At 62.1% G+C, this 23,880-nt stretch carries 21 protein-coding genes; 7 read left to right on the top strand and 14 right to left on the bottom strand.

Translation table 11 applies throughout. The annotated features are described in order from the left end of the window. Positions 1-23 precede the first annotated feature (23 nt). Positions 24-2,768 carry a glucosidase gene (locus tag DK391_RS17520; RefSeq protein WP_109479234.1) on the bottom strand — a complete coding sequence of 915 codons (2,745 nt, stop codon included), beginning with the start codon at positions 2,766-2,768 and terminating at the stop codon, positions 24-26. A gap of 234 nt (positions 2,769-3,002) precedes the next feature. On the opposite strand from DK391_RS17520, the gene DK391_RS17515 reads away from it, so the two are divergent. After that, positions 3,003-3,944 carry a pseudouridine-5'-phosphate glycosidase gene (locus tag DK391_RS17515; RefSeq protein ID WP_109479280.1) on the top strand — a complete coding sequence of 314 codons (942 nt, stop codon included), beginning with the start codon at positions 3,003-3,005 and terminating at the stop codon, positions 3,942-3,944. Positions 3,945-3,965: 21 nt separating this feature from the next. Here DK391_RS17515 and DK391_RS17510 read toward each other — a convergent pair whose 3' ends face one another. Continuing rightward, a complete protein-coding gene (locus DK391_RS17510; RefSeq protein ID WP_109479233.1) occupies positions 3,966-4,562 on the bottom strand; it encodes a molybdopterin-dependent oxidoreductase in 597 nt (198 codons plus the stop codon). 185 nt (positions 4,563-4,747) lie between these two features. On the opposite strand from DK391_RS17510, the gene DK391_RS17505 reads away from it, so the two are divergent. Next, on the top strand, positions 4,748-5,164 hold the full coding sequence (locus DK391_RS17505) for a cupin domain-containing protein (protein WP_109479232.1): 417 nt from the start codon (positions 4,748-4,750) through the stop codon (positions 5,162-5,164). A 55-nt stretch (positions 5,165-5,219) separates the two neighbouring features. On the opposite strand, the gene ptsP is transcribed toward DK391_RS17505, so the two are convergent. The 10 genes from ptsP to DK391_RS17455 form a co-directional block, all read right to left on the bottom strand. Further along, entirely contained in the window at positions 5,220-7,214 is a 1,995-nt protein-coding gene (ptsP, locus tag DK391_RS17500) for a phosphoenolpyruvate--protein phosphotransferase (protein ID WP_204117386.1), read from the bottom strand. A 54-nt stretch (positions 7,215-7,268) separates the two neighbouring features. After that, entirely contained in the window at positions 7,269-7,646 is a 378-nt protein-coding gene (locus DK391_RS17495; RefSeq protein WP_109479231.1) for a PTS glucitol/sorbitol transporter subunit IIA, read from the bottom strand. Positions 7,647-7,666: 20 nt separating this feature from the next. Beyond that, positions 7,667-8,692 (bottom strand): PTS glucitol/sorbitol transporter subunit IIB, encoded by a 1,026-nt coding sequence (locus tag DK391_RS17490; protein ID WP_109479230.1) that lies wholly within the window; start codon positions 8,690-8,692, stop codon positions 7,667-7,669. A 31-nt stretch (positions 8,693-8,723) separates the two neighbouring features. After that, on the bottom strand, positions 8,724-9,278 hold the full coding sequence (locus DK391_RS17485; protein WP_204117385.1) for a PTS glucitol/sorbitol transporter subunit IIC: 555 nt from the start codon (positions 9,276-9,278) through the stop codon (positions 8,724-8,726). Between the two features lie 96 nt (positions 9,279-9,374). Beyond that, positions 9,375-9,800, bottom strand: a complete 426-nt coding sequence (locus tag DK391_RS17480; RefSeq protein WP_109479229.1) for a transcriptional regulator GutM — start codon at positions 9,798-9,800, stop codon at positions 9,375-9,377. A gap of 143 nt (positions 9,801-9,943) precedes the next feature. Further along, positions 9,944-11,335, bottom strand: coding sequence for an acetoin dehydrogenase dihydrolipoyllysine-residue acetyltransferase subunit (locus DK391_RS17475; protein WP_109479228.1), 1,392 nt, complete (start codon positions 11,333-11,335; stop codon positions 9,944-9,946). Between the two features lies 1 nt (position 11,336). Further along, entirely contained in the window at positions 11,337-12,332 is a 996-nt protein-coding gene (locus tag DK391_RS17470) for an alpha-ketoacid dehydrogenase subunit beta (RefSeq protein ID WP_109479227.1), read from the bottom strand. Next, the gene (locus DK391_RS17465) at positions 12,329-13,369 is read right to left on the bottom strand and encodes a thiamine pyrophosphate-dependent dehydrogenase E1 component subunit alpha (protein ID WP_109479226.1); all 1,041 of its coding nucleotides are present in this window, start codon (positions 13,367-13,369) and stop codon (positions 12,329-12,331) included. The genes DK391_RS17470 and DK391_RS17465 overlap by 4 nt, the downstream gene beginning before the upstream one ends. Positions 13,370-13,381: 12 nt before the next feature. Next, positions 13,382-14,794, bottom strand: coding sequence for an SAF domain-containing protein (locus DK391_RS17460; protein ID WP_275426827.1), 1,413 nt, complete (start codon positions 14,792-14,794; stop codon positions 13,382-13,384). A gap of 181 nt (positions 14,795-14,975) precedes the next feature. Then, a complete protein-coding gene (locus DK391_RS17455; RefSeq protein ID WP_204117384.1) occupies positions 14,976-15,959 on the bottom strand; it encodes a sugar-binding transcriptional regulator in 984 nt (327 codons plus the stop codon). An 83-nt stretch (positions 15,960-16,042) separates the two neighbouring features. On the opposite strand from DK391_RS17455, the gene DK391_RS17450 reads away from it, so the two are divergent. The 3 genes from DK391_RS17450 (at position 16,043) to DK391_RS17440 (ending at position 18,553) form a co-directional block, all read left to right on the top strand. After that, the gene (locus DK391_RS17450) at positions 16,043-16,882 is read left to right on the top strand and encodes a hypothetical protein (protein WP_109479224.1); all 840 of its coding nucleotides are present in this window, start codon (positions 16,043-16,045) and stop codon (positions 16,880-16,882) included. Between the two features lie 39 nt (positions 16,883-16,921). Next, positions 16,922-17,494, top strand: coding sequence for a hypothetical protein (locus DK391_RS17445; RefSeq protein WP_162600840.1), 573 nt, complete (start codon positions 16,922-16,924; stop codon positions 17,492-17,494). A gap of 207 nt (positions 17,495-17,701) precedes the next feature. Continuing rightward, positions 17,702-18,553, top strand: a complete 852-nt coding sequence (locus tag DK391_RS17440; protein ID WP_109479222.1) for an alpha/beta hydrolase — start codon at positions 17,702-17,704, stop codon at positions 18,551-18,553. A gap of 31 nt (positions 18,554-18,584) precedes the next feature. Here DK391_RS17440 and DK391_RS17435 read toward each other — a convergent pair whose 3' ends face one another. Further along, the gene (locus tag DK391_RS17435) at positions 18,585-19,100 is read right to left on the bottom strand and encodes a GNAT family N-acetyltransferase (protein WP_109479221.1); all 516 of its coding nucleotides are present in this window, start codon (positions 19,098-19,100) and stop codon (positions 18,585-18,587) included. A 302-nt stretch (positions 19,101-19,402) separates the two neighbouring features. Between DK391_RS17435 and DK391_RS17430 the strand changes: the two genes are divergently transcribed. Together DK391_RS17430 and DK391_RS17425 are read left to right on the top strand one after the other, a co-directional pair. Continuing rightward, positions 19,403-20,776, top strand: coding sequence for an MFS transporter (locus tag DK391_RS17430; protein WP_109479220.1), 1,374 nt, complete (start codon positions 19,403-19,405; stop codon positions 20,774-20,776). A gap of 143 nt (positions 20,777-20,919) precedes the next feature. Further along, positions 20,920-22,749 carry an ABC transporter ATP-binding protein/permease gene (locus DK391_RS17425; RefSeq protein WP_109479219.1) on the top strand — a complete coding sequence of 610 codons (1,830 nt, stop codon included), beginning with the start codon at positions 20,920-20,922 and terminating at the stop codon, positions 22,747-22,749. 64 nt (positions 22,750-22,813) lie between these two features. On the opposite strand, the gene DK391_RS17420 is transcribed toward DK391_RS17425, so the two are convergent. After that, positions 22,814-23,683: a GNAT family N-acetyltransferase gene (locus DK391_RS17420; RefSeq protein ID WP_109479218.1), complete on the bottom strand. Its 870-nt coding sequence runs from the start codon at positions 23,681-23,683 to the stop codon at positions 22,814-22,816. Positions 23,684-23,880: the final 197 nt, after the last annotated feature.

Raw genomic sequence — 23,880 nt, 5'->3', positions numbered from 1 at the left:
CCTCGATCCGTCAAGTGAATGCGCTAACGTCCCATTGCAGCTGCCATCGCGTCTTCCGGCTGTTGCGCAGCAACGGGTTGTGCATGAGGCGTGACATGCGACAGCCGCATCATGCGAGGCTGCAACAGCAACGCGACGAGTCCCGTCCAGCCCGTCTGATGCGAAGCGCCGACACCGCGTCCGTTGTCGCCATGAAAGTACTCATGGAACAGAATGAGATCCTGCGAACGCGGGTCCGCCTGCAGCATCGGGTACGCAGCCATCACGGGGCGCACGCCTTGCTCGTTCTTCGTAAAGAGCGTGGTGACGCGCTGTGCGAGATCGTCGGCCACTTCGCTGAGCGACGCACAATGACCTGATCCCGTTGGATGCTCGATGCGGAATTCGTCGCCGTAATAGCGATGAAATTCATACAGCGATTCGATCAGCAGATAGTTGACGGGCAGCCATATCGGTCCGCGCCAGTTCGAGTTGCCGCCGAACACGCGCGACTCCGATTCGGCGGGCTGGTATTCGATGCACACATGCACATCATCGCGATCGAATACATAAGGCTCATTCAGATGCACGCGCGACAGCGCCCGCACGCCATAGCTGGAAAGAAATTCGTTTTCATCGAGTGCGCGCCTGAGCAGTGCTTTCATTCGATGACCGCGCAACAGCGAGAGCAGCGAGGTATTGGCTTTACCAGGCTCTGTCCAGCGCGATACCAGTTTGGCCAGATTGGGCCGATGATCGAGGAACCACGCGAGACGCTCGCGCAATCCCGGCAGATGACCATGCACCTGTTCATCGAGCACATGCACGGCAAACAGCGGGATCAGGCCGACAATCGAGCGGATACGCATCGGTACGCGTGTGCCATCGGGAAGATGCAGTACGTCATAGAAGAATTCGTCGCGTCCGTCCCATAGCCCTGTATTGCAGACCTCGCCGCAACTGACGGCTTCCGCGATATACAGAAAGTGCTCGAAGAACTTCACGGCGATTTCCACGTACGCGGTGTTGGTCATCGCGAGTTCGAGGCCGATCTGCATCAGATCGAGTGCATACGATGCCATCCACGCGGTGCCGTCGGCCTGATCGATGCGTCCACCCGTCGGCAATGGCGACGAGCGATCGAAGATACCGATGTTGTCGAGGCCCAGAAAGCCGCCCTGGAAGATGTTGCGATCGTCGGCGTCCTTGCGGTTGACCCACCACGAGAAATTGAGCAGCAGCTTGTGGAACATCACTTCGAGAAACTCGTGATCGCCTTTGCCGGTGATCTCGCGGTCGAGTTCGTAGACGCGCCACGTGGCCCACGCATGCACGGGCGGATTGGCGTCCCCGAAGGCCCATTCGTAGGCGGGCAGTTGCCCGTTGGGATGCATGTAGCGTTCTTTCACGAGCAACTGGAGTTGCTTCTTCGCGAAGTCGGGATCGACGATCGCGAAGGCCACCGCGTGAAACGCGAGATCCCACGAGGCGTACCACGGGTACTCCCACTTGTCCGGCATCGAGACAATGTCGCCGTTGCACATGTGCCGCCAGTCGGCATTGCGGCCACGCCTGCGATCTTTCGGCGGCGTGGGCTGGCCAGGGTCGCCGTCGTGCCAGCGGGTCACGTCGAACTGGTAGTACTGCTTGCTCCACAGCATGCCCGCGAGCGCCTGACGCTGGACGAGCCGCGCGTCGGCGTCGGCGATATCGTGCTGAAGCGCCGCGTAGAATTCGTCGGCTTCTGCGATGCGGCGCGCGAATAGCGCCGGCATATCGAGCGGCGTGGACTCCGCGGCAGATTCGGCACGCCAGCGCAGATACATCACCGACTGTTCATGTGCGCCGAGTTCAATCACCGTATGCGCAGCGGCCCGCGTGCCACGGTCGCGGCGTATCGCGCGCTCATCGCCATCGACGAGGTAATCGTTGAAACCATCCTTGAACGGCCCTTCGCCTTCGATGCCGAAAATGCGCCGTACGTTAGTGTCGTTTTCGCAGAAGATCCACTCGACAGGCTGTGGCGCCGATGCCGTGACGATCGTCGTGCCGAGCGCGGGATTACGCGCGATCACGCGTGCGCCTTCGGCTGCATCATTCTCCAATGTCAACGAAGGCTTGCCGGGCTTGCCCGACCATGCCCAGCGATTGCGCGCCCAGAACTGCGGTAGCAGATGCAGCACGGCTTGCCGGTCCGCGCGGTTTTCGACCGTCACACGCATCACGATGTCGTCGGGTGTGTGCTTCGCGTATTCGATCCACACGTCGAAATAGCGGTTGTCGTCGAACACGCCTGTATCGAGCACTTCGTATTCGGGCTGATCCGCGCCGCGCCGCGCGTTTTCGTCGATCAGATCCTGATACGGATACGCTTCATGAGGATACTTGTAGAGCATCTTCATGTACGAGTGCGTCGGCGTGCCATCGACGTAAAAGTACAGTTCTTTCACGTCCTCGCCGTGATTGCCCTGTGCGTTCGTCAGCCCGAACAGCCGTTCCTTGATGATCCTGTCGCGGCCATTCCAGAGCGCCAGCGACACGCACCAGTCGAGCGGATCGTTGCCGAATCCTCCAATGCCGTCTTCGCCCCAGCGGTACATGCGGCTGCGCGCGTGATCGTGCGGAAAATATTCCCAGGCCGTGCCGTATTCGCTGTAGTCCTCGCGCACGGTGCCCCACTGGCGGTCGCTCAGATACGGACCCCAGCGGCGCCAACGCGCGAGATCCGGGCCATGAAGACGCGAACCTTCCTTCGACTGGAGCAGATTGATAGCGCTTAACGGCTGCATGGCACCTCCCGGCCGACTTCGATGTCAGACACATGAACGGCTGTGCTTTTCTTTCCGTCGCCAGCACCTAACGTGATGACGGAATCATGATGATATGCGTCAACGCGTTGCATGGCGATCCGAAGGGCGCGGCTACCGGTTTTTCGGCATCGAAATGGCATCGATACCGCATCGTCGTGTGGCGCGCGTTTTCTGCTGCATACTGGAGCGCATCACATCGCGGAACACAACGGCATGGATACGAATACCGCACGCTCGTGGTTGACCTTCAGCGCGCCCGTGGAGGCGGCGCTTCGCACTGGCAAGCCTGTCGTGGCGCTGGAGTCGACCATCATCGCGCATGGCATGCCGTATCCCGACAACGTGCGCACGGCGCGCGACGTCGAAGCGACCATTCGCGGTCTCGGCGCAGAACCCGCGACGATCGCGCTGATAGACGGACGTATCCGCATCGGTTTATCCGACGACGAACTCGAACTGATCGCGCGCTCCGACAAGGTGCACAAGGTCAGCCGCCGCGATCTGCCCGCCGTGCTCGCAAGCGGCGAACTGGGCGCGACCACGGTCGCGGGGACGATGATCTGCGCGGCGCTGGCGGGCATCGAAGTGTTCGTGACGGGCGGCATCGGCGGCGTGCATCGCGGCGCATCCGAAACCTTCGACATTTCGGCCGACCTTCAGGAACTGGCGAAGACCTCTGTTGCCGTGGTGTGCGCGGGCGCGAAGTCGATCCTCGATATCGGCCTGACGCTCGAATATCTGGAGACGCATGGCGTGCCCGTGCTGAGTTGCGAGCAGGACAACTTCGCCGCGTTCTACACGCGCGACAGCGGCTTTCGTGCCGATTTCAGACTCGACGATCCGAACGAGCAGGCCCGTTTCATTCGCACCAAATGGGATCTCGGACTGGCGGGTGGTGTGCTGCTGAGCACGCCCGTGCCGCAAGCCGCCGCGATGCCGTCCGATGAGATCGACGCGTGGACCGAACACGCACTCGCCGATGCCGCCGCGCAAGGCATCACCGGCAAGGCCGTGACGCCGTTCCTGCTCGGCCGCATCAAGGCGCTGACGGATGGCCGCAGTCTCGCAACCAACGTCGCGCTGATCAGGCACAACGCGGAGGTCGGTGCGCGGCTCGCGCTCGCGCTGGCGCAGACGCGGCGCGCGGCGGCGTGAACAGACGTTGCCGCCAGGCGCTTACGTGTCCGAGACCTGGATCTGATAAAGACCCCACGGACTCAATACGAAGCGGTCCTTCAGCGGCTTGGTCGCAAGCTCGGGAATCTTGTCCGCGTCGTAGATCGCCCAGAGCGGGCCGAGACCGCCTAGCGGCATCGGCTTGCCGTCCATCTGCGTCGCGACGATGAAGTGCCACGCGCGAATGTTGTCGAGCGTGGTTTGGACCGCGTAGCCATCCACGGCGCGCAGCGAAACTTTCGTGTCACCGGCGTTCGGTGCGCCCGCCTGTTCGAGCACACTGGCGAGCAGCGGACCGCTCAGCGTATGCGGCTTAGCGTCGTATTCGATGGTCGGGCGGATCGTGACGGCGGGCATGCCGGCGAGCGTCGGAAAATCGAACGTATAGGCCGAGGTGAACTTGACCAGGTGCTTGCTCATCAGCGGATCGAATTCAGGATCGAGCGGCCCGCGATTCGTGCGCTTGACCGCGCCGCATATCGTGAGGATGGCAGGCGCCGCCGCGCACGCAGCAGACTTCGCATTCGTGGCGCCGAAGGCGGGCGTGACACCGGCACCGATGGCAACGGCGCTGGTCAGGAACTCACGTTTGTTCATGTTCAAGGGCTCCGTTGAGGTCGTCGATGCGTTCGACTCTTATACACCGACAACAAGTCTTCGATACGGCCAGGTCACGAGTTCAGTGAATGCTTCACGAGAAGACGCGATCAGCCGGTGCACGCATGCTGTCCAGCATAGAATCTGTGTGGATGCAGCGCCTCACCGAACCAGGAGAGTCGTATATGGAAGACGAATCACAACGCGTACTCGCGCAACCCGTTCTCGTGCGTCCCGACAGGGAAATCGCCACGGCGCAGCGCTTGCCTTATTTCGTGGGGATTTCATCGGGCACGGCGGGGTCGACAGGGCTGTCGATGCATCTCGTCGTGGTCCCGCCAGGCGGTCACGCCGAGCCGCACATCCACATCGGCTACGAGACGGGACTCTACGTGCTGGAAGGGCGCGTCGAAACGCGCTATGGGCCGGGCTTGCGTGAATCGGTGATCACGGAAGCGGGGGATTTTCTGTTTATTCCTCCCGGCGTGCCGCATCAGCCGTTCAATCTGAGCATGACGGAGCCGGCGCGCGCGGTGGTGGCGAGGAACCGGCCCGATGAACGGGAAGAAGTGGTGCCTTACGATCCGGCAGCGGACGCGTAATCGAAAGCGGGCCTGTCCAGGCAACGCCCGTGCACCGTGTTTCAAGACGTGTGTACTACGCAGCGTCCCGCCGCTCTCCGGCGATTTCCGTGATGACCTTCTTCGCGCGCAGTATCGCCGATGGACTCATGCTGAGTTCATCGACGCCGAGCCTCACCAGCGTCGGAATCATGTCGGGACGCGACGCCGCTTCGCCGCACACGCCCACGCTGATGTTCGCGCGGTGCGCCGCATCGCACACCATGCGGATCGCCTTCAGAACAGCAGGATGGTCCGTGCGATACAGCGATGCGAGCTGCGGATTCATGCGATCGACGGCCATGATGTACTGCGTCAGATCGTTCGTACCGATCGAGAAGAATTCGACTTCTTTCGCGAGATCGTCGGCGATCAGCACGGCGGCGGGTGTTTCGATCATGATCCCGAGTTTGGGCTGCGCGTGCGCGATGCCGCGTGTAGTCAGTTCCGCAGAAAGACGAGCCAGCATCGACTTGACGCGGCGTACTTCCTCGACGTCGTCCACCATCGGGATCATCACCCAGAGGTTGCCGTGCACGGCGGCGCGCAGCAGCGCGCGCAATTGCGGCTCGAAAATCTCCGGGCAGTCCAGACACATACGGATGCCGCGCCAGCCAAGAAACGGGTTTTCTTCTTCGGGAAAGCGGATGCCGGGCAGCGGCTTGTCGGCGCCCGCATCCAGCGTGCGGATGATGACGGGCTGCGGCGCGAACGCGCGCGCCAGCGTGGCGTAGGCCTCGTATTGTTCGTCTTCCGACGGCACGCACCGTTGATCGAGGAACAGCAACTCGGTGCGGAACAGACCGACACCCATCGCGCCCACGCGCTGCGCCGCTTCGATTTCTGCCAGCGAACCCAGATTCGCCGCCACCTGGATCTTGCGTCCGCCCTGCGTTTGCGGCTCGACATCGCGATAGGCGAGCAGGGCCACGTCCACTTCGCGCTGCGCTTCGAGCCGCTTCGACATCGAGCGTTCGAGTTCGGGCGCATGATCGAGCCACACTTCGCCGCTGCAACCGTCGATGGCCGCGCGCGATGCCGCCCGCAGCGCGTCGCGATCTGCGGCCACGCCGAGAATCGCGGGAATGCCGTGCGTGCGCGCGATGATGGCAACGTGTGAAGTGGCGCTTCCCGAGGTGCAGACAATGCCGAGAATGTTCGCCAGATCGGCGCGCGCCAGATCGGGCGCGGACAGATCTTCGGCAACGACGATGCACGGGCCGGGCAGATCGCCCAGTGAACTCTGCTGCTTGCCGAGCAACGTGGCCGCAATCGAGCGCGTAAGGCCGCGAATATCATCGGCGCGGCTGCGCAGATATTCGTCGGGCAACGTCGCGAACGCGATGGCCAGATCCATGCCGCACTTGAGCGTGGCGGCTTCAGCACTCCAGCGCGAGGCAACCAGCGCGCGAATCGCGCCGGCGAAGTCGTCGCTGCGTGCGACGTCCGCGATGGCGGCAAAGATCTCTTCATGTTCGCCCGCATCGGCGCGCGGCGCGAGCATCGCGCGCAGCGTGTCTTCCAGTGCCGTGCCGAAGCGACTCAGCTCGTCCTCCACTTCATGCGGCGCGACGAACTGACGGTCCGCCACGATCTCCTCGCGGAAATAGGCGAAGGTATTGCCGAACGCGAGTCCTTCGCTTGCCGCGATGCCTTTGAGCGATTGGCCTTGCACCGCAGAGAGGCTTTCATTGGCGGCATCGCCCCGCACCGGCTGGGCGTTGTGGGACGCGACAGAGCCCGTGCTGCCCGAGTCTGAAGAAGCGGGCGCCGCAATGGTCTCATCAGCCAGAAACTCCGCCAGGCGGCCCATCGCTTCGCGCTCGTCTTCGCCTTCGGCCCGCAGCACGATGCGTTCGTTCTGCTTCACGCCTAGCAGCATCAGCTTGACCGCGCTTTTTGCATCCGTCCAGGTTTCTCCGCGACCGATGGCCAGCGAGCAGGAAAAGCCCTTCGCCAGCTTGGCGAACTGCGTGGCGGGACGGGCGTGAAGCCCTTCATGGACCTTGACGACGACAGGTGTTTCCAACATGACGTGCCCTTATCTGGATTCAATGAAGTGTCGCTCAGCGGATTGCCGTGTGTGTCAGGCGTCGACGATCTCGATCACGGTGCCCGCCTTCATGCCGTCGAACAGCCGCTCGTGGTCGATTTCGGTGACGCAGATTTCGCCGGGACGTTCGGCGTTCTGCGCGCCGTTGAAGTTGATCACGACGTGGCCGAGTTCGCTGACCTTGTTCCAGGCAGTCGGGCCGACGGCCGTCACGACGGCGGAATCCTCGCCGATGCGCAGCAGCGAGCCGATGCGCGGCACGTCGCGACTGGCCTGCTCCACGCGATGCAGCACGGACACTTCCGCAAGCTCAGGCGGCGCGCCATCGGAATACAGGATCAGCACGCCACCTTCGAGCAGCGATTGCACTTCTTCTCCGATCGACGAAATAACGGTCTTGTAATAGTTCATTGTGCTTCCCGAAAAATGGATCAAAGAGCAAAACTCACCACCCACGCAATCAGAACCGAGACCGGCCCCATGATCTGCCGGCTGATCAGCACGGCAGGCACACCGATCCTGATCGTATCCGGCTTGGCCTCGCCGAGCGCCATGCCGACAGGCACGAAGTCGCAGCCGACCTGCGTGTCATAGGCGAACAGGGCGGGCAGGGCCATATGCGGCGGAATCGTGCCGTTGCCGATGGCCGGGCCGATGATGGCCGCGCCGATCACCTGCGCGATCACGGCGCCGGGGCCGAGCACGGGCGACAGAAACGGCAGCCCGCAAATCGCCGACAGCACCACCAGACCAATGATATTGCCAGCCAGCGGCGACAGCACGTGTGCCAGCCCGAGGCCGATCCCCGTCGAGTTGATGATGCCGATCAGCATCGTCACGAAAGCCATGAAGGGCAGGACGTTGCGGATTACGGTGTCGATGGACTTGCGGCCGCTGTTGAACAGGATGTTGACCACGCCGCCCATGCTGCGGCCAATCGATGTGATCACGCCGACCAGGCCGCCCGAATGCCCGGTATCGGCGGCTGTCGTCGAGGCCGTGGCAGAGGCCGCCGCACCGAAATCCGAAGCGGCAATCGCCGGTTCGCTCAGACGGTTGGCGCTGGCTGCCGTTTCGTCATCGACGGTTTGCAGGCCGTCCAGTTCGACACCCGATACATAGATGTCTTCCGTGATGAACTGCGCGAGCGGGCCGGATTGACCGACGGGGCTGAGGTTGATGGTCGGGATGCGCTTGCGCGGATACACGCCGCAACGCGCGGTGCCACCGCAATCGATCACGACGGCAGCGATTTCGGATTCGAGCGGTGGATTACGAAAGCCATCCACCACGGTGCCGCCCGTCATCTCGGCGAGCCGGTGGGCGAGTTTCGGAATGTCGCCGCCCGTCACGGCGACGATCTTGTTGCGCTCGAACGTCGGCGTGATGACGAGCGGGCCGCCCCAGCCGTTCGGTCCTCGCTGAACCCGCACGGCGCGAAAAGTACGTGTGTCCATGATTGTCTCCTCCGATGCGTTGTCGTGCGGTTCAGAGCTTGAGTCCTTCACGCTTGGCGATCATGCGGGTGATCGCTTCCGTCACGACGCCCTTCAGCAGATTCACGAAGAGGCCGACGCCCAGATAGAACAACGCGAGTTTCGGTAAGGAGAACGGTGCGGCGTGCGTCTCCGCGAGCTTGTTGATGCCGGCCGCCACGCCGAGCCAGACGAACAGTTCGCCGGGATTACAGTGTGGGAAAAGACCGGTGATCGGGTGACAGAGCGAGACGGCTGAATCATAGAAAGCCGGCTTGTGTTTTTCTTCGAGAAACACGCCGAAGGTATAGGCCATCGGATTGGTCAGGAAGAACATGGCGAGCAGCGGAAGCAGCGTGTAACGGGTGATGATGTTCTTCGACAGAAAGCGCGCGAGACCCTGAATGCGTTGTTCACCTACTAGCGCGATGATCGTGTACACGGCTGTCAACAACACGATCAGCGTCGGCAAGATGCCCGTCACGAAGCCGACGAAAGTCTTGCCGCCCGCATTGAACACCGCGATAAATGCTTCGGCGGCATGCGTAAGAAAATCCAAGGGATTCATGTTGCTCTCCTGAGATGGACTACAACAACGACGATTATGTGTATGGACTGCCTTGCCCTTCTGTATCGTTGCCTTGCAAACCTGTTGCGTGCGCTACTAATCTGCCATTGCGACTTTCGTCGATGCCTGTTGACGCTCGCTTGCCGTGCGGCAGGCGACATCGAATGCGCTGCCTAACGCCTGCTTGACGCCGGGTTTGAGCGCAGACGTGGAGAGGCGCTGCTTGAATTCGGAAAGCGGGCTGCCCGCCAGATCGCCGAGTTTCCTGAAGCGTGCGAAGACGGAGAGGCCGGACATGCTGAGCGCTTCGCACACGCGCGATTCGTTGTCGATGACGACGATGGCAATCGCGCCCGGCCCGAGCCTGGGTTTGAACGAGCTTGCGCCGAGAAAGCCGCTGGTCCATTGCCCCGCCGTGCGCCGCACGACGGTCCGGTAGTAGCGCATCTGCAGCCAGGCGGCGACGAGCTGGCAGGCCCACATGAGCGCCAGCAGGAGCAGTCCGAGTCGAACGAGTTCCATTGCATGTCTCCTTGCCGCGCCGGATGGCCGCGCGCGACGGATGCCGGTCGTGCCTTGCGCCCGGCTGTTGAACCTCTGCGCTACTTAACCGTGCATGCCCGGCGCCGTGTATCGGGGAAAACGTTATCCATGTGTTTCGGCATCTAACTCGCGAACTGCGACGCGGACTGCGATCTGGGCTGTAGTGTGCATTGCGTCATGAGTTGCGCGCTCACGATTCTCGCTACGTCCTTCACCGCTTCGACCTGCGGCAGGTGTCCCACGCCCGTCAGCCGATGCTGCGCGACTGCGCCGCACAGACGGTCGGCGTGCGTCACGGGCAGGATGCTGTCCTCCTTGCCCCAGACGACGCGCACAGGGATCTCCAGTTCCGCCAGCGCCTGCCGCATGTCGAGTTGCTGCCGGCCGTCGCGGAATAGCAACTCCGCGATGCGTCCCAGCGTTGCCCGGCGCTCCGCGCGGCCAAGCTGCTGCGCGGCAGTCGCGACGAACGCATCGTCGATGAAGCTCGTATCGTGCACCAGTTCCTGCAGCCAGGGTTTCAGGGTCGCGCCGCCCGTGTCCGTCGTCAAGCCGTGGATGAAGGCCCAGTTGCAACTTTCACCGAATCCCGCTGGTGCGAGCAACGTGAGCGACCTGACGTCCAGCCCGGTCTGTGCCGTCAAGCCCACCGCAATGGCGCCGCCCAACGAATGCGCCACGAGGTGGAAATGATCGACCTGTTCCTGTGTCAGCGTGGCTTCGACTGCCTGAATCATGCGCTCGAACGAGCCTGCATCGTCGTCGGGCGATTTGCCGTGACCCGGCAAATCGATTGCCAGCACACCGATATCGGGCAGCAGCGACGCCTGCCGCATCGCGTTGAAGAGTGGGCGCCAGCCGTTCGACTCGGCAGCGAAGCCATGCACGAGTACGAGCGTCGCGGTACGGCCGTGCTGCAGCCAGATGCGGTTGAGGGGCGCGGAAGGCGAGGGGGCGACCGCCACTGCGGCGCAAGCCAGGGCTGCAGCCGAAGCCGAAGCTGCGGACGCCCGCTGCGCGGTCAGACTCTGCAAGAACGACTGCACATCGTGTTCCACGATTCTGCCGAGCGGCCCGGTTCCGCCGATCTGATCCAGCCGGACGTGATGCTCGCGCGCGACGCGACGCGCGGCGGGTGTGGCGCGCAGACGGGCGGGCGCGCTGCGTTCTGCGTTGTTGCTGCGTGAGAGCGGCGTCACGGCGGCAGTCGGCACACCGGTCGCTTGCTCCGCGCGCGCCGCCAGCGGCGCATCAGGCGCGTCCTGCACAGCTTCCCCTGCTGCATAGATCCAGCCGATCACCGTGCCGACTGGCACCGTATCGCCCGCCGCCGCGCTGATCCTCCGCACCACGCCCGAAGCAGGCGCTTCGATCTCCATCGTGGCCTTGCTGGTCTCGATGTCGAACAGCGGGTCGCCCTGTTTGACCGTGTCGCCTTCTTTTGCGTACCAGGCGGTGATCGAGCCTTCCGTCATGTCCATATCGACGCGCGGCAGAATGACCTCGGTAGGCATCTCAGATCCTCCCGCCGACCAGACGACGCACGGCGTCCGCGATGTCGTCGACTTGCGGTACGGCGGCCTTTTCCAGTTGCGGGTTGTACGGCAGCGGGCAGTCCGCACCGCCCAGCCGCACGATGGGCGCATCCAGCGCATCGAACGCGTCGCCTTCGCTGATGATCGCCGCGATCTCCGCGCCGATTCCCAATTGCTGGACACCTTCGTACACGCACACGAGCCGCGAGGTCTTGCACACGCTGCTGATGATCGCTTCGCGATCGATGGGACGGATGCTGCGCAGGTCGATCACTTCCGCGTCGATGCCTTCGTCCGCGAGCGCTTGCGCCGCTTCCAGCGCGCGGATCGCCATGATCGACGTGGCGACGATCGTCACGTCGCGTCCCTCGCGGCGAATCGCGGCCTTGCCCAGCGGTTCGACGTAATAGCCCTCGGGCACGACGCCCTTGCTCTTGTAGAGCAGCTTGTGCTCGAAGATCATCACGGGATCCGGGTCTTCGAGGGCTGCGAGCAGCAGGCCTTTCGCGTCGTGTGGCGTGCTCGGCTGGATCACCTTCAGGCCGGGCACGTGCGCAAACCATGCTTCCAGACTCTGGCTGTGTTGCGCCGCGGCACCCGTGCCCGAGCCTGCGGGAAAGCGCATCACCACCGGCACCGACACGTTGCCACCCAGCATATATCGCATCTTCGCGGCCTGATTGACGATCTGCTCCATCGCGAGCGTGGCGAAGTCCGAGAACTGGAATTCGTAGATGGGCCGCGATCCCGTCATCGCCGCGCCCACGGCGATACCGGCGCCCGCCAGTTCGGCAATCGGCGTGTCCATCACGCGGTCCGCGCCGAAGCGCTGATAGAGATCGCCCGTTACCTGGAAAGCGCCGCCATATACGCCGATGTCTTCGCCCATCAGAAACACGCGCTCATCGCGTTCGAGCGCAATGGCGAGCGCCTCGTTGATCGCCTGTGCGTAGGTCAGTTCGCGCTCGAGACTCATGGCTGGTGTCCCCGTTGTGCCATTTCGTGATTCAAGGTGTAGACATCGCGCGTGAGATCGTCGATGTCCGGCGCGGGGCTGTCCTGCGCAAACTCCAGCCCCGAGGCGATCTCCGCTTCGACGTCCTTGCGCATTGCCTCGACGGTGGCCGTGTCGATCAGTCCGTGCTCCAGCAGTTGCTGTTCGTAGATCGCGATGGGATCGCGCGCGCCCCATGCGTCGATCTCCTCGCGCGTGCGATAGCGATTGCGGTCGCTCTTCGAATGCCCGCGCAGCCGATACGTCTCGCATTCCACCAGCATCGGGCCGCTGCCGGCGCGCGCCCGCGCGATAGCCGTTTCTGCCGCTTCGAGCACGTCGCACAGACGGTTGCCGTCGACTGTCACGCCGGGCATGTCGTATGCGGCGGCGCGCTGCGCGATATGGCCGACGGCCGTCGAGCGTTCCACCGACATCGACATGCCATAGCGGTTGTTCTCGCACACGAAGATCACAGGCAGCTTCCAGATCGACGCGAAGTTCAGCGATTCGTGAAACGCGCCTTCGTTGTTGGCGCCATCGCCGAAAAAGCACACCACCACCGAGTCGCGCTTCTGCCGCTTGATGGACAACGCGGCACCCACGGCAATAGGCAGCCCGCCGCCGACAATGCCGTTCGCGCCGAGATTGCCGCGGCTCACATCGGCGATATGCATCGAGCCGCCGCGTCCGTGACAGTAGCCGGTCTCCTTGCCGAAGAACTCGGCGAACATCCGCTTCGGGTCCGCGCCTTTGCCGATGCAATGGCCGTGGCCGCGATGCGTCGACGTGATGTAGTCGTCGTCGTTGAGCAGCAGCGTCATGCCGATGGCCGACGCTTCCTGCCCGATCGACAGATGCATCGTGCCGTGGATCAGCCCGCGCATGTAGGCCTGCTCCGCGCTTTCCTCGAAGCGGCGCACGAGGATCATTTTTCGCAGCGCGTCGCGCAGCATCGGCGCTTCAATGCGCCGGAACACCTCAGGCATGCCGACGACCTTGTCTTCTACATATCCCATGGCCGGCTCCTGTTAGGCGGCGGCGCGGCGCGCGCCCATCACCATCTCGTCCTGCAACTGGCGCAGGCGCACGATGGCTGCACTGGCATCGACGGCGCAGTTCTGGCGCGTGAGCAGTTCGCCGCGCTTGATGGGCTGCTTCACCGTGCCGCCTTCGAGCAGGCCACACGGCAGCGCGTCTTTGGCGAAGGCATCGTCGGCGGCCAGCGCCCACGCCCGAGACGTGTATTCGCCGATGGCATCCAGTTGCTCGCCGGGCTTCAGATCACGCTTTGCCACCGCGCAGACTTCGACCACGGGAATCGGCAGCGGCTGCATGTCGGCCTTGCCATAGAGCACCGAGCGGGCGCAACTGAGCGGCACTTCGAGGCTCGTCAGGTGATACGGACGATAGAACGTGTAGTACGGGCCTTTGCCGAGCTTGAGGTCGTGCATGCGCTCGCGCAGACGGGGATGCGCCAGTTCCGCGACTACGAACACGCCCGGCGCGACGCCCTTGCCGATGGTGTAATCGACCACGCCCTTGCGGCTGAGAATGCCGCCGTCCGCGACCGGGCACAGCACGTCCTGCAACTGGTCGAGCGTCGCCGACGGGCCATGCATGCCCGGCACGTCGGGAATGAGGCCGGTCGCGTTGCCGATCGCCGCCATTTCCACCGCCGTCTTCGAGCCGTCGACGAATTCGACCAGCATGCGCGGATTCATGTTGCGCTGTTTCGCTTCGGCGGCGTACTCGTCGGGTGTCGCATCGATGTTGAGGGGATTGTTCTTGCCCTTGCCGGCCGCCACGATCGGATAACCGAGCGCGCTGACGAAGTCGATCAGTTCGATGGTCGAGCTTGGCTCGTCGCCTGCGCCCAGCGTGTAGACCACGCCGAGCCGTTCTGCTTCGCGGCGCAGATACGCGCCGATCGTCACATCGGCTTCGACGTTCATCATCACGAGATGCTTGCCGTGCTCCATCGCGAGCAGGCCGATCTGCGCGCCGACGGCGGGCTTGCCCGTCGCGTCGATCACCACGTCGATCTGGTCATGCGTGCAGATGGCGGTTGCGTCCTGTGTGATCGCGATCGAACCCGCTTCGATGGCGCGCGATATGCCGCTGCCGTTTTCGACCACGCTATATCCCTCGTCCGCCTGCCGGGCTACACGTACCGCCGCGCACGCCGCATCGACACGCAGATCGGCGATTGCGCCGATCTCGAGTCCCTCCATCTGCAGCACCTGGGTGACGATGTCGGTGCCCATTTCTCCGGACCCGATCAGTCCGACGCGGATCGGCTTGCCCGACTTCGCGCGGGCCTGAAGGTCGGCCGCGAGGCCGCTGGGAGTGATGTTCAGCATCAGCGATATCTCCTGAAATATGGGCGCCTTCACGCGCCGAACCTTGCTGTTGGCCTGATAGACGGAGTAGCCGGCTGGCATCGGGCGACGTCGTATCGAAGTGCCGTTCGATGCACATTTGTTTTTTAGAATAGTGAAATGTTCATTCAACGGCAAGCGCATTTGCCGGGATAAAAGGGATCCCAGGGTAAGTCTGGATGAGCGGAAAGAAGGGGGAGGGATTGCTGCGCCGCACAGACAGTGGCGGCGCGGAAAGAGTCGGTTAGCGGTCGGACTTGAGCAGTTCCGCGGCGGTGAACTGGTCCGTGATCAGCGTGGTCGGCTTGAGCAGCCCGAGCGACGCGCGCATGGCGCGCACCTTGCCCTTGCCGCCCGCCGCGAGCACGCGCTGCGGCACCTGCCTGACGATGTCGAGCGGCACGGACATCACGCATTCGTTGATGGGGTGATCGACGAGATGGCCGTCGGCATCAAGGAAATGGAACAGCAGGTCGCCTACCGCGCCCGCTGCGATCAGCGACTCGCGGTCGCTGTCCGAAATCAGCCGCGAGCGGTGCGAGGTCGCGTCGGCGCCCATGCCGGCTGCGCCGAGCACCACCGCGTCGAGCGCGCGCGCCATCTCGAACACGTCATGCAGGCCGCAGCGCTCGATCAGCGTCGTGCGGGTTTCGGGACTGTCGACCACCAGCGGCGCCGTCATCAGATAGCAGTCCGCCTGATACAGCGTTGCGAAACGCCACGCGAATTCGGCTGGGTTGAACTGGCGGGCTTTCATGATGCCGCCAAGCATCGACACGACCGACACGTTTTCCACGGGCTTTTCGCGCATGTACGCGAGCGAGTTTACGAGCGTCCGTCCCCCGCCCACGCCGATCTTCATATCCGAACGCACCATGCCCGAGATGTACTCACCCGTTGCCGCGCTGACGGACGCCGTCGCATCGGCGTCCGCCGACGACAGCGGAACCACCACGGCCTCGTCGATATCGAAACGTGTTTCGAGTTGACGTTCGAGATCGACGCATTCGGCGAGCTTGTCGTCGATGGAGATTCGCACTTCGTTGCGCTCGCGCGCCGCCGCCAGCATGCGCACCACCGTGACTCTTCCGATGCCGAGCCGCTGGGCAATTTCATGCTGCGTCATTTCCTCGACGTAGTACATCCAGGTGGCGCGCAGACGTAGGCGGCGCGCGGGACTTTGATCTTCCGGTTCATCTTCACGAGGCTTGATTGTCGTTTTAGGCACCCGTTGAATCTCCATCGAAAGTGACGTTCGTAGCTGAACAATTGTGCTATCTTAACTTCAAAAGTTGCACCACCGAGGTCGCCATGGAAGCCAAGTCGTTGATCCCACGCCATATTGCGCCAGATCTGAACCAGGTGCGCATCGCGATCGTGGATTGCGCGAGACAGCTGCGTTATACGGCGCGCAACGTGCCGGGCACCGACGCGGCAACCTCGAAAATTTCGGAACCTTCGGCACCGCAGCCCGGTTTCCCGAGGCCTCCGCTGCCGCAGTTTCTCGGCTCGATGGGGCATCTGGCCGACTCGCTGCTCGAAACGGCCGAGACCTATGCCGGCCATGCCATCCCGCCGCTTCAGGATCACTGGAAAGAACCCGTGAGTCTCGATGTGGAACTGGAAAGTCTCGCGCACTGCGCGGATGACACAAAGCTGGTGCAAGGCTATTCCGCCATCTACTACGCAGCGGCCAAACGCTTCATTCTTGGTGCCGGCGCGCGTGACGTTCTGATTTTCGAGCATCGCATCAACGACGCCTTTCTCGCGTTCTGCAGCGGTGCTGACCGGGTTCCCGCCGTGGCCGGCGCGGACGCGCTACGCGCATCGAGCGACACGTTTGCGAAGCTCACGCTCGCGCTGATCAACCGGCGCCCGATCCGCAGCGCGCGCTTCGACGAACTGCCTGACGTGCTCGCGCCGTGGTGGCTGATCGCCGAGCCGAACGCGTATGTATTCGTGCTGCTCGGGCTGATTGGCTGCGCAAAAAGCGTGTGCCCTGCGTCATTGCCTGGCGATCCCGACGACACCTTGCATCTCGCTGCCGATATCGTCGGCAGCCGCGAATCGCGCTTGCGTGCAGTGCTACGCGCGAACAACGTTGAGCGCGCGTTGCAGCAGGAATTTGCGGGGATCGTCAAATACCTTTGAAGCACCTTTGATGCGAGGGACCCGATGCTTCCAGACTGCGTGGGTATTCGAAATCAGGTACAAAACGTGTGGCAGGCATCGACGAAGCTGTCGACATTCAAGGCTTTGCTCACCGAATACTGCAGGTCTGCGTCGACCTGTTACGGTATTGCGCTCACGGTCAACGAGCGCGCGCTGACGGGCGCGTTTTTTTCATGGACGCAGACGGTGGAGAGTTGCGAACGCTATCTGCGTCGCAGTTCACCCGACTATTTCCAGTTCCTGGTCGGCTCTCTGCTTGCGGAGCTATTGAAGGCCCGCGTGGTCGAAGCGCTGCCGCGCGTCGAGCATCATATTGCCGAAGACGATGACGACGCGATTGCGAAATGGGGGCCGGCCGGTTTCACGCTCACGCACTTTTGCGCTGAGCTGGTGCGCAAGATCATCGCGCAGGAGTGCGGGCAGATCGTTTCCGCGTCGAACAAGATGGGCAATATCAAGGTCTGGCAGTCGTTCCGCGAGAATATGATCGAAGAGGCGTCGATTGCGATTGCGTACTTCGACGATTTCATGGGCGTGATGCCGGACTGGCGGACGCCTTGGATTGCGGGGGGGAGGGCGGCGTTGCGTTGAGGCACCTGTCGGCTTCGCGGCGCTATTTGCCAACTTTTCCGCTGTCTATTGTGTGTGACGCGTGTGTGACGCGCGAGCTAAAACCCCGCATCACGCCGCTCTGCCATCAGAAAACCTGATCCCTCCGATCCAAATTACGCGTTTTTCTTACGCCACAGAATCCTGCATAGTAGTCACACCACGATACACACAAAGGTAGTGACTGCCATGAACATGCGAACCGACCATTCGCTGCTGGCCGATCCGCAACTGGGCTTCGCGACGGCCGCCTCGGGCGTCTGCATTCCCTATGTCGAGCGGGGCGCGGGCGAGCCTGTCGTGTTCGTGCACGGTTCACTGTGCGACTACCGCTATTGGGACGCGCAGATCGAGCCGCTGGCCGCGCATTTCCGCTGTATCGCGCCGAGCCTCAGTCACTACTGGCCCGCCGCTGAAGCGTGCATCCAGAATGAGTTCGGCTGGCAGGCGCACGTGAGTGAACTGGCCGAATTCATCGTGGCGATGGATCTCGCGCCCGTGCATCTGGTGGGCCATTCGCGCGGCGGTTGCGTCGCGTTTCAGCTTGCCTGCGAATATCCAAGGCTCGTCAAATCCCTGACGCTCGCCGATCCGGGCGGCCCCTTGCAACTCGATGGCATGCGCGAGGCGTCCTTGCCTTCGGCGATGAACGCGCTGCGTGCCAAGGTGGCGGGCATGATCGAAGAGGGCGTGATCGAACCGGGTCTCGAACTGTTCGTCGATTCCGTGAGCGCGCCGGGCGCGTGGCGCAAGAGCACGGACGCTTTCCGCATGATGGCCATCGACAACGCCAGCACGCTGCCCAAGCAGTTCCGCGATCCGCTGCCCGCCTATTCACGCGACACAGCCGCGCAGATCAAATGCCGGACCCTGCTGATAGATGGGCAGAAGAGTCCGCGCATGTTCCGCAATAACGTCGACAGCCTCGAAGGCTGGATCTATCTCGCGCAACGCAGCACGATGGCGGGCGTGTCGCACGGCATGAACGCCGCAGCGCCTGCTGCATTCAACCGGCTGCTGCGTACGTTCATCGAGTACTGACGCACACGCACGCGGACACAAGCGGCCACGATTAGCCCAGCCGCAGCACCATTTCGACTTCGCGGTCTTCGTCCTCGCCGGCTGTGTCATCGTCCGGCTCTTCTTCCACTGCCTCGAAACCCGCGGACCGGTAGAGCGCAATTGCGCTCGCGTTTTCGGCGCCCGTGTTGAGCGCGATCTGGGTAAGGCCCATCGCACGCGCCTGTTCGACGGCGGCCGCGATCAGGCTGCGCGCGATGCCGCTTCTTCGATGCGCCTGCGCGACGAACAGACCCCACAAAAAGCCCTTCTGCTGCACTGGCCGCAGTGGATAGCGCCGCAGCCCGGCGACGGCGACGAGCGTCTCTCCCTCGAACGCACCAAATACCACCTGATTCGCCGTCGCGCAGATGCGTGCCTCGATGTCGCCGATCGAGCGTTTCTCCTCTTCTTCGCGCGTCGACAGGAACGATTCGGGCGCTTCGTCGATCGCGCACAGGCGCAACGACCCGTAGGCAAGCGCGTCGGGTGCGGACAAGGGGCGAATGATGGGGCGGGCGTATTCCATCGGGCGATTTTAAGGCAGGGCATCGGCGCTGAAATGGATGGTGCCGGTTGTTCGCTGATATACGTTGTCGTACAACAAGGATTGATTTCGGGTCGCAGGATACGATACCGAAAAGACGCCGCATGCCAGATAGTCCACGAGATAGCGAATACGAGCCGGGCTTCAGGGTAAACGCCGGATTGCAAATATTGGTATAAGCCTTCAATCTGTCATCAGACAACCTATGAGGCAACGCGCGTTTCATTGCATCACAGGTTGCGCAAACTTGCCGGCTGGGCGCGGTGCAAAGAAGGAGACTTTGGATGGCCAACGTTGTGCAGGGCGTGACCGCCGCGCGAAGAACGCGCATCCGTTACGGAATCGTCGCCATGCTGTTCCTGGTTACGGCCGTCAACTATGCAGACCGCGCAACGCTGTCGATGGCAGGCACCGCGATGTCGAAAGATCTCGGCCTGGATGCGGTGGCCATGGGTTTCATCTTCTCCGCGTTCGGCTGGTCATATGTGGTCGGCCAGTTGCCGGGCGGCTGGCTGCTCGACCGCTTCGGCTCGAAGCGTGTGTACGCCGCGAGCATTTTCATCTGGTCGCTGTTCACGATCATGCAGGGCGCGGTGACGTTCTTGAGCGTATCGGTTGCCGTCACGACGCTGTTCGCGTTGCGCTTTCTCGTGGGCCTCGCCGAAGCACCGTCGTTTCCCGCCAATGGGCGCATTGTCGCTTCGTGGTTTCCGGCCGCCGAGCGCGGCACGGCATCGGCCATTTTCAATTCGGCGCAGTACTTCGCGACGGTGCTGTTCGCGCCGATCATGGGCTGGGTCACGCATCGTTTCGGCTGGCCGTACGTGTTCTATTTCATGGGCGCGGTGGGCATCGTCGTGAGCCTCGTGTGGATGAAGACGGTGTATAGCCCGAAGGACCACCCGCGCATCAGCCGCGCCGAACTCGACCATATCCAGGAGGGCGGTGCGCTCATCGACATGGATGGGCCGAAGAAACGCGACGCCGTGAATGACGCTGCTGTCGCTGCGGCTGCACCACAAGTTGCGAACGAAGCGCCGAAGGCGTCGTACGTGAGGCAGTTGCTCACCAACCGGATGCTGCTTGGCGTATACATCAGCCAGTACTGCATTACGACGCTGACATATTTCTTCCTGACGTGGTTTCCTGTTTATCTCGTCAAGGAACGCGGCATGTCGATTCTCAATGCGGGTTTTGTTGCCGCGTTGCCCGCAGTGTGCGGATTCATTGGCGGCGTGCTTGGTGGCATCTTCTCGGATTTCCTGATCCGCAAGGGCTGCTCGCTGACGGTAGCACGCAAGGTGCCGATCGTCGTCGGCATGCTGCTGTCGACCAGCATGATTGCGTGCAATTACGTGGATTCATCGGCTGTCGTCGTGGCGATCATGGCGTTCGCATTCTTCGGCAAGGGACTGGGTGCGCTCGGCTGGGCCGTTGTCGCCGATACATCGCCGAAACAGATCGCGGGCTTGAGCGGCGGTATGTTTAATATGTTCGGCAATGTGGCCGCTATTACCACGCCGATTATCATCGGCTATATCGTCAAGGAGACGGGTTCATTCAACGGTGCACTCGTGTTTGTCGCGTGTAACGCGGTGGTCGCGATCGTTAGCTATCTGCTGATTGTTGGAGAGATCAAGCGGGTTCAGTTGAAGTGAGTCAGGCTGCCCGCCGCGCGTGGATGGCTGTCGTTCGAAAAAGGCGAACCTGATTTTCGCAATTTCAAAGCGGATTTTGAGGTTCGCCCACCTATACTGCGATCCGATGATTAGCGACCTCAAACGATTACGCAGCAGCATCCATGAACTATCGACGATCGCAGAAAGACGGCCATAAACAAACGACAAAGCGGAAGCCGGCGGAGTCGGACTCGCCGATATTGCCTCAGGGCGGAACGTTGCGTGCAGCATGGCGACTGGTGCAGCCATTCTGGAAATCCGAGCAACGGTGGAAAGCATATGGATTGTTGGCCTTTCTTCTGGCAGAAGCGCTCGCCAGCGCTGGCTTGCAGGTTTGGTTCAACAAGTGGAACGGCCGTTTTATGGATGCAATCGCTCGTTACGACGAAGCGGTGATCTGGCCATTGGCAGGTCAATTTATCGGAATCGTCACCGCATTCGTGGCGATGGCGCTGGCAGCTATGTTGGCTAGCTCGACGCTCACCATCTTGTGGCGTGAATGGCTAACGCATCGGTTTATCGATCGATGGCTTGCCCGGGATGCGTTCTATCGTATCGAGCGCGAGCAAACGGTAGACAATCCGGATCAGCGGATCACCGTTGATATTGACGCGCTGGTCACGCAGACGCAGACCCTCTTTCTCGGATTGATCAAGACGGGTGCGTCGCTGGTGGCATTCGTCGCGGTGCTATGGACGTTATCCGGACCGATTGATTTCAGTTTGCTCGGAACCCGTTGGCGTGTCCCTGGATATCTGGTCTGGGTGGCATTGGCGTATGCACTCGTCACCTCTTGGATCGTGCATGTGGCTGGCAGAAGACTGATGCCGCTTACTTTCCAGAAGGAGCGCGCCGAAGCCGACTTTCGTTTCATGATGGCCGGCGTGCGCGAGCATGCAGAGCAGGTTGCGCTCTATCACGGCTCGGATACAGAAAGCACCCGGATGAAGTCCGGATTTGAAGCGGTGCGCGCTAATTTTTGGCAGATTGTACGTTTCAGATTGCGCTTTGAACCGATCAATGTACTGATCACCTATATATCGCTTGTCTTTGCCTATTTCGTAGCGCTCCCTCGATATCTTCGACATGCTATTAGCTTCGGCGATTTGACCCAGTTGTCGGGCGCATTCATGGCGGTCAATAGCGCGCTGTCGTGGTTCATCCATAGCTATGCCGCTTTACAGCATTATCGTGTGGTTGTCGCGCGTCTGGCGGGACTTCAGCAGGAAGCGGAACGTGGAGAAGCGTCGTCGTCCGGAAAGAAGTGCGGGCCCGAGAACATCTTGCGTACGTCTGTGCAGCAGTCGATGCTCGATGTGCAGGCGTTGTCGCTATACACACCAGAAGGGCGTCTTCTCGCGCAGCCGCTGACTTTCAAGGTCGTTCCCGGCGATCGCTGGTTGATCCGCGGAAAGTCCGGTGCCGGGAAGAGCACGCTGATGCGTACATTGGCGGGGATATGGCCTTACGGTACGGGCATCGTGAATCTGCCGCAACATGCCAGTTTGCTGTTCCTTCCGCAAAAGACTTATGTGCCGCCCGGGACGCTTCAAAACGCACTCTGCTATCCGGCATCGGCGGACACGTTTGATATCGCCAGATGCAAGCAGGCGTTGGAAGACTGTCGACTCGGGCAGTACGTAGCAAGTCTGAACGAGTCCGATCGATGGGGACAGCGCCTGTCACCCGGAGAACAACAGCGCCTTGCTTTCGCGCGCGTATTGCTGCACCGGCCAGACTATGTCTTTATGGACGAAGCTACGAGTGCAGTAGATGAGGGTACTGAACGCCATTTGTATGAAACGCTAATTCGACAGCTGCCGGCCAGCTCACTCATCAGCGTTTCTCATCATGCTGCACTGGAGCAATGGCACACGCAGACACTTGAAATACTGCCTGCGTGTAGTTCGCCCGATTCAAGTGTGCCGGCCTTGGTAATCGACGCGCAATAGCGTGCGGCAGCGCGCATTAACGCCGAACGACGGCGGCGCGGTTCAACGAAGCATCATCGCCGCTTCACCACACCGCCTGACTCGTAATCGCAAACTGCTTCAACTGCGCATCGACGGGAAGCGGGCCATTGCGCATCGTCTTTTCGATGCTATCGACATGCGGCAATCCAAGCCCTTCGAGCCACGCAGAAAGCCCAAACTCGACAGGCGTATCGATGCGCACGAACATGCCCGCATGCAAGGCCAGCCAATGACTGATCAACGCTTTCGCGCGGCTGGCATCGGGTGAATCCGGCGCAATCACGGGCCCGATCACATGCCCATCGCCAAAGCGCCTGAAAAGCGCGAAGCCGATCAGTTCACCGTCGCGATCCAGTGCAATCCCACTCGCGACATCGAGCAGTGCGGGCAACAGATCGCGCCGATCCAGTCCACTCGCCCGTGTCGCAAGCTCGATAAGCCGTGGCGCGTCATTCACCCCAAGCGGGCGCAACCGCTCACCCGGCGGCAATGAAACGAGCGGCGGCTGAAACGCCGCGCCCTGGTGCTGGTTGATCGTGCCGACAGGCTGGAACCCGAGCTTCCCGCTCAACGACACGCCCGCAGGACTGGCATGCATCAGCAGCGTGCGCGGCCCGAGATCTTTCATCAACAGTTCGATCAGCTTGCGCCCGATGCCTTGCCGCTGCCGCTCGGGCGCGACGATGATCATGCCGAGCGTCGCGGCTTCGCTACCGAACCGCCACGCGAGCGCTGTGCCGATCACGCCGCTTTCGTCTTCCGCGACGAAGCCCTGGCCCAGGCGCGCAGCAAAACGCCAGTCATCTGGACGATGCCGCCATCTGACGGCACTCGATAACGCATGCCCCGCCGCGATATCGTCGGAGGTGAATGGGCGATAGTCGATCAGGCCATGCTGGTTTGGGTCGGACACACCGGCCTCCTCGTTCTGAAGACAGTTACCGTGACTTTCGCACTGTACGGCACGCGTGGCTAGGACGATCCGCCTGTCCTGCGCGCCTCCCCGCACGCCGCCGATGACGCGCTGCAAAACGCGAGGTTCCGGCGGCGATAACGCGTCGATTGTGCTGTGGACGCTTTTTTGTCGGTGAAATATGCCGTGGCGCCGGG

Origin of the sequence: Paraburkholderia sp. C35 (assembly GCF_003121405.1) — a bacterium.
GTDB lineage: Bacteria > Pseudomonadota > Gammaproteobacteria > Burkholderiales > Burkholderiaceae > Paraburkholderia.
This window is presented reverse-complemented; position numbering and strand designations above follow the sequence as displayed.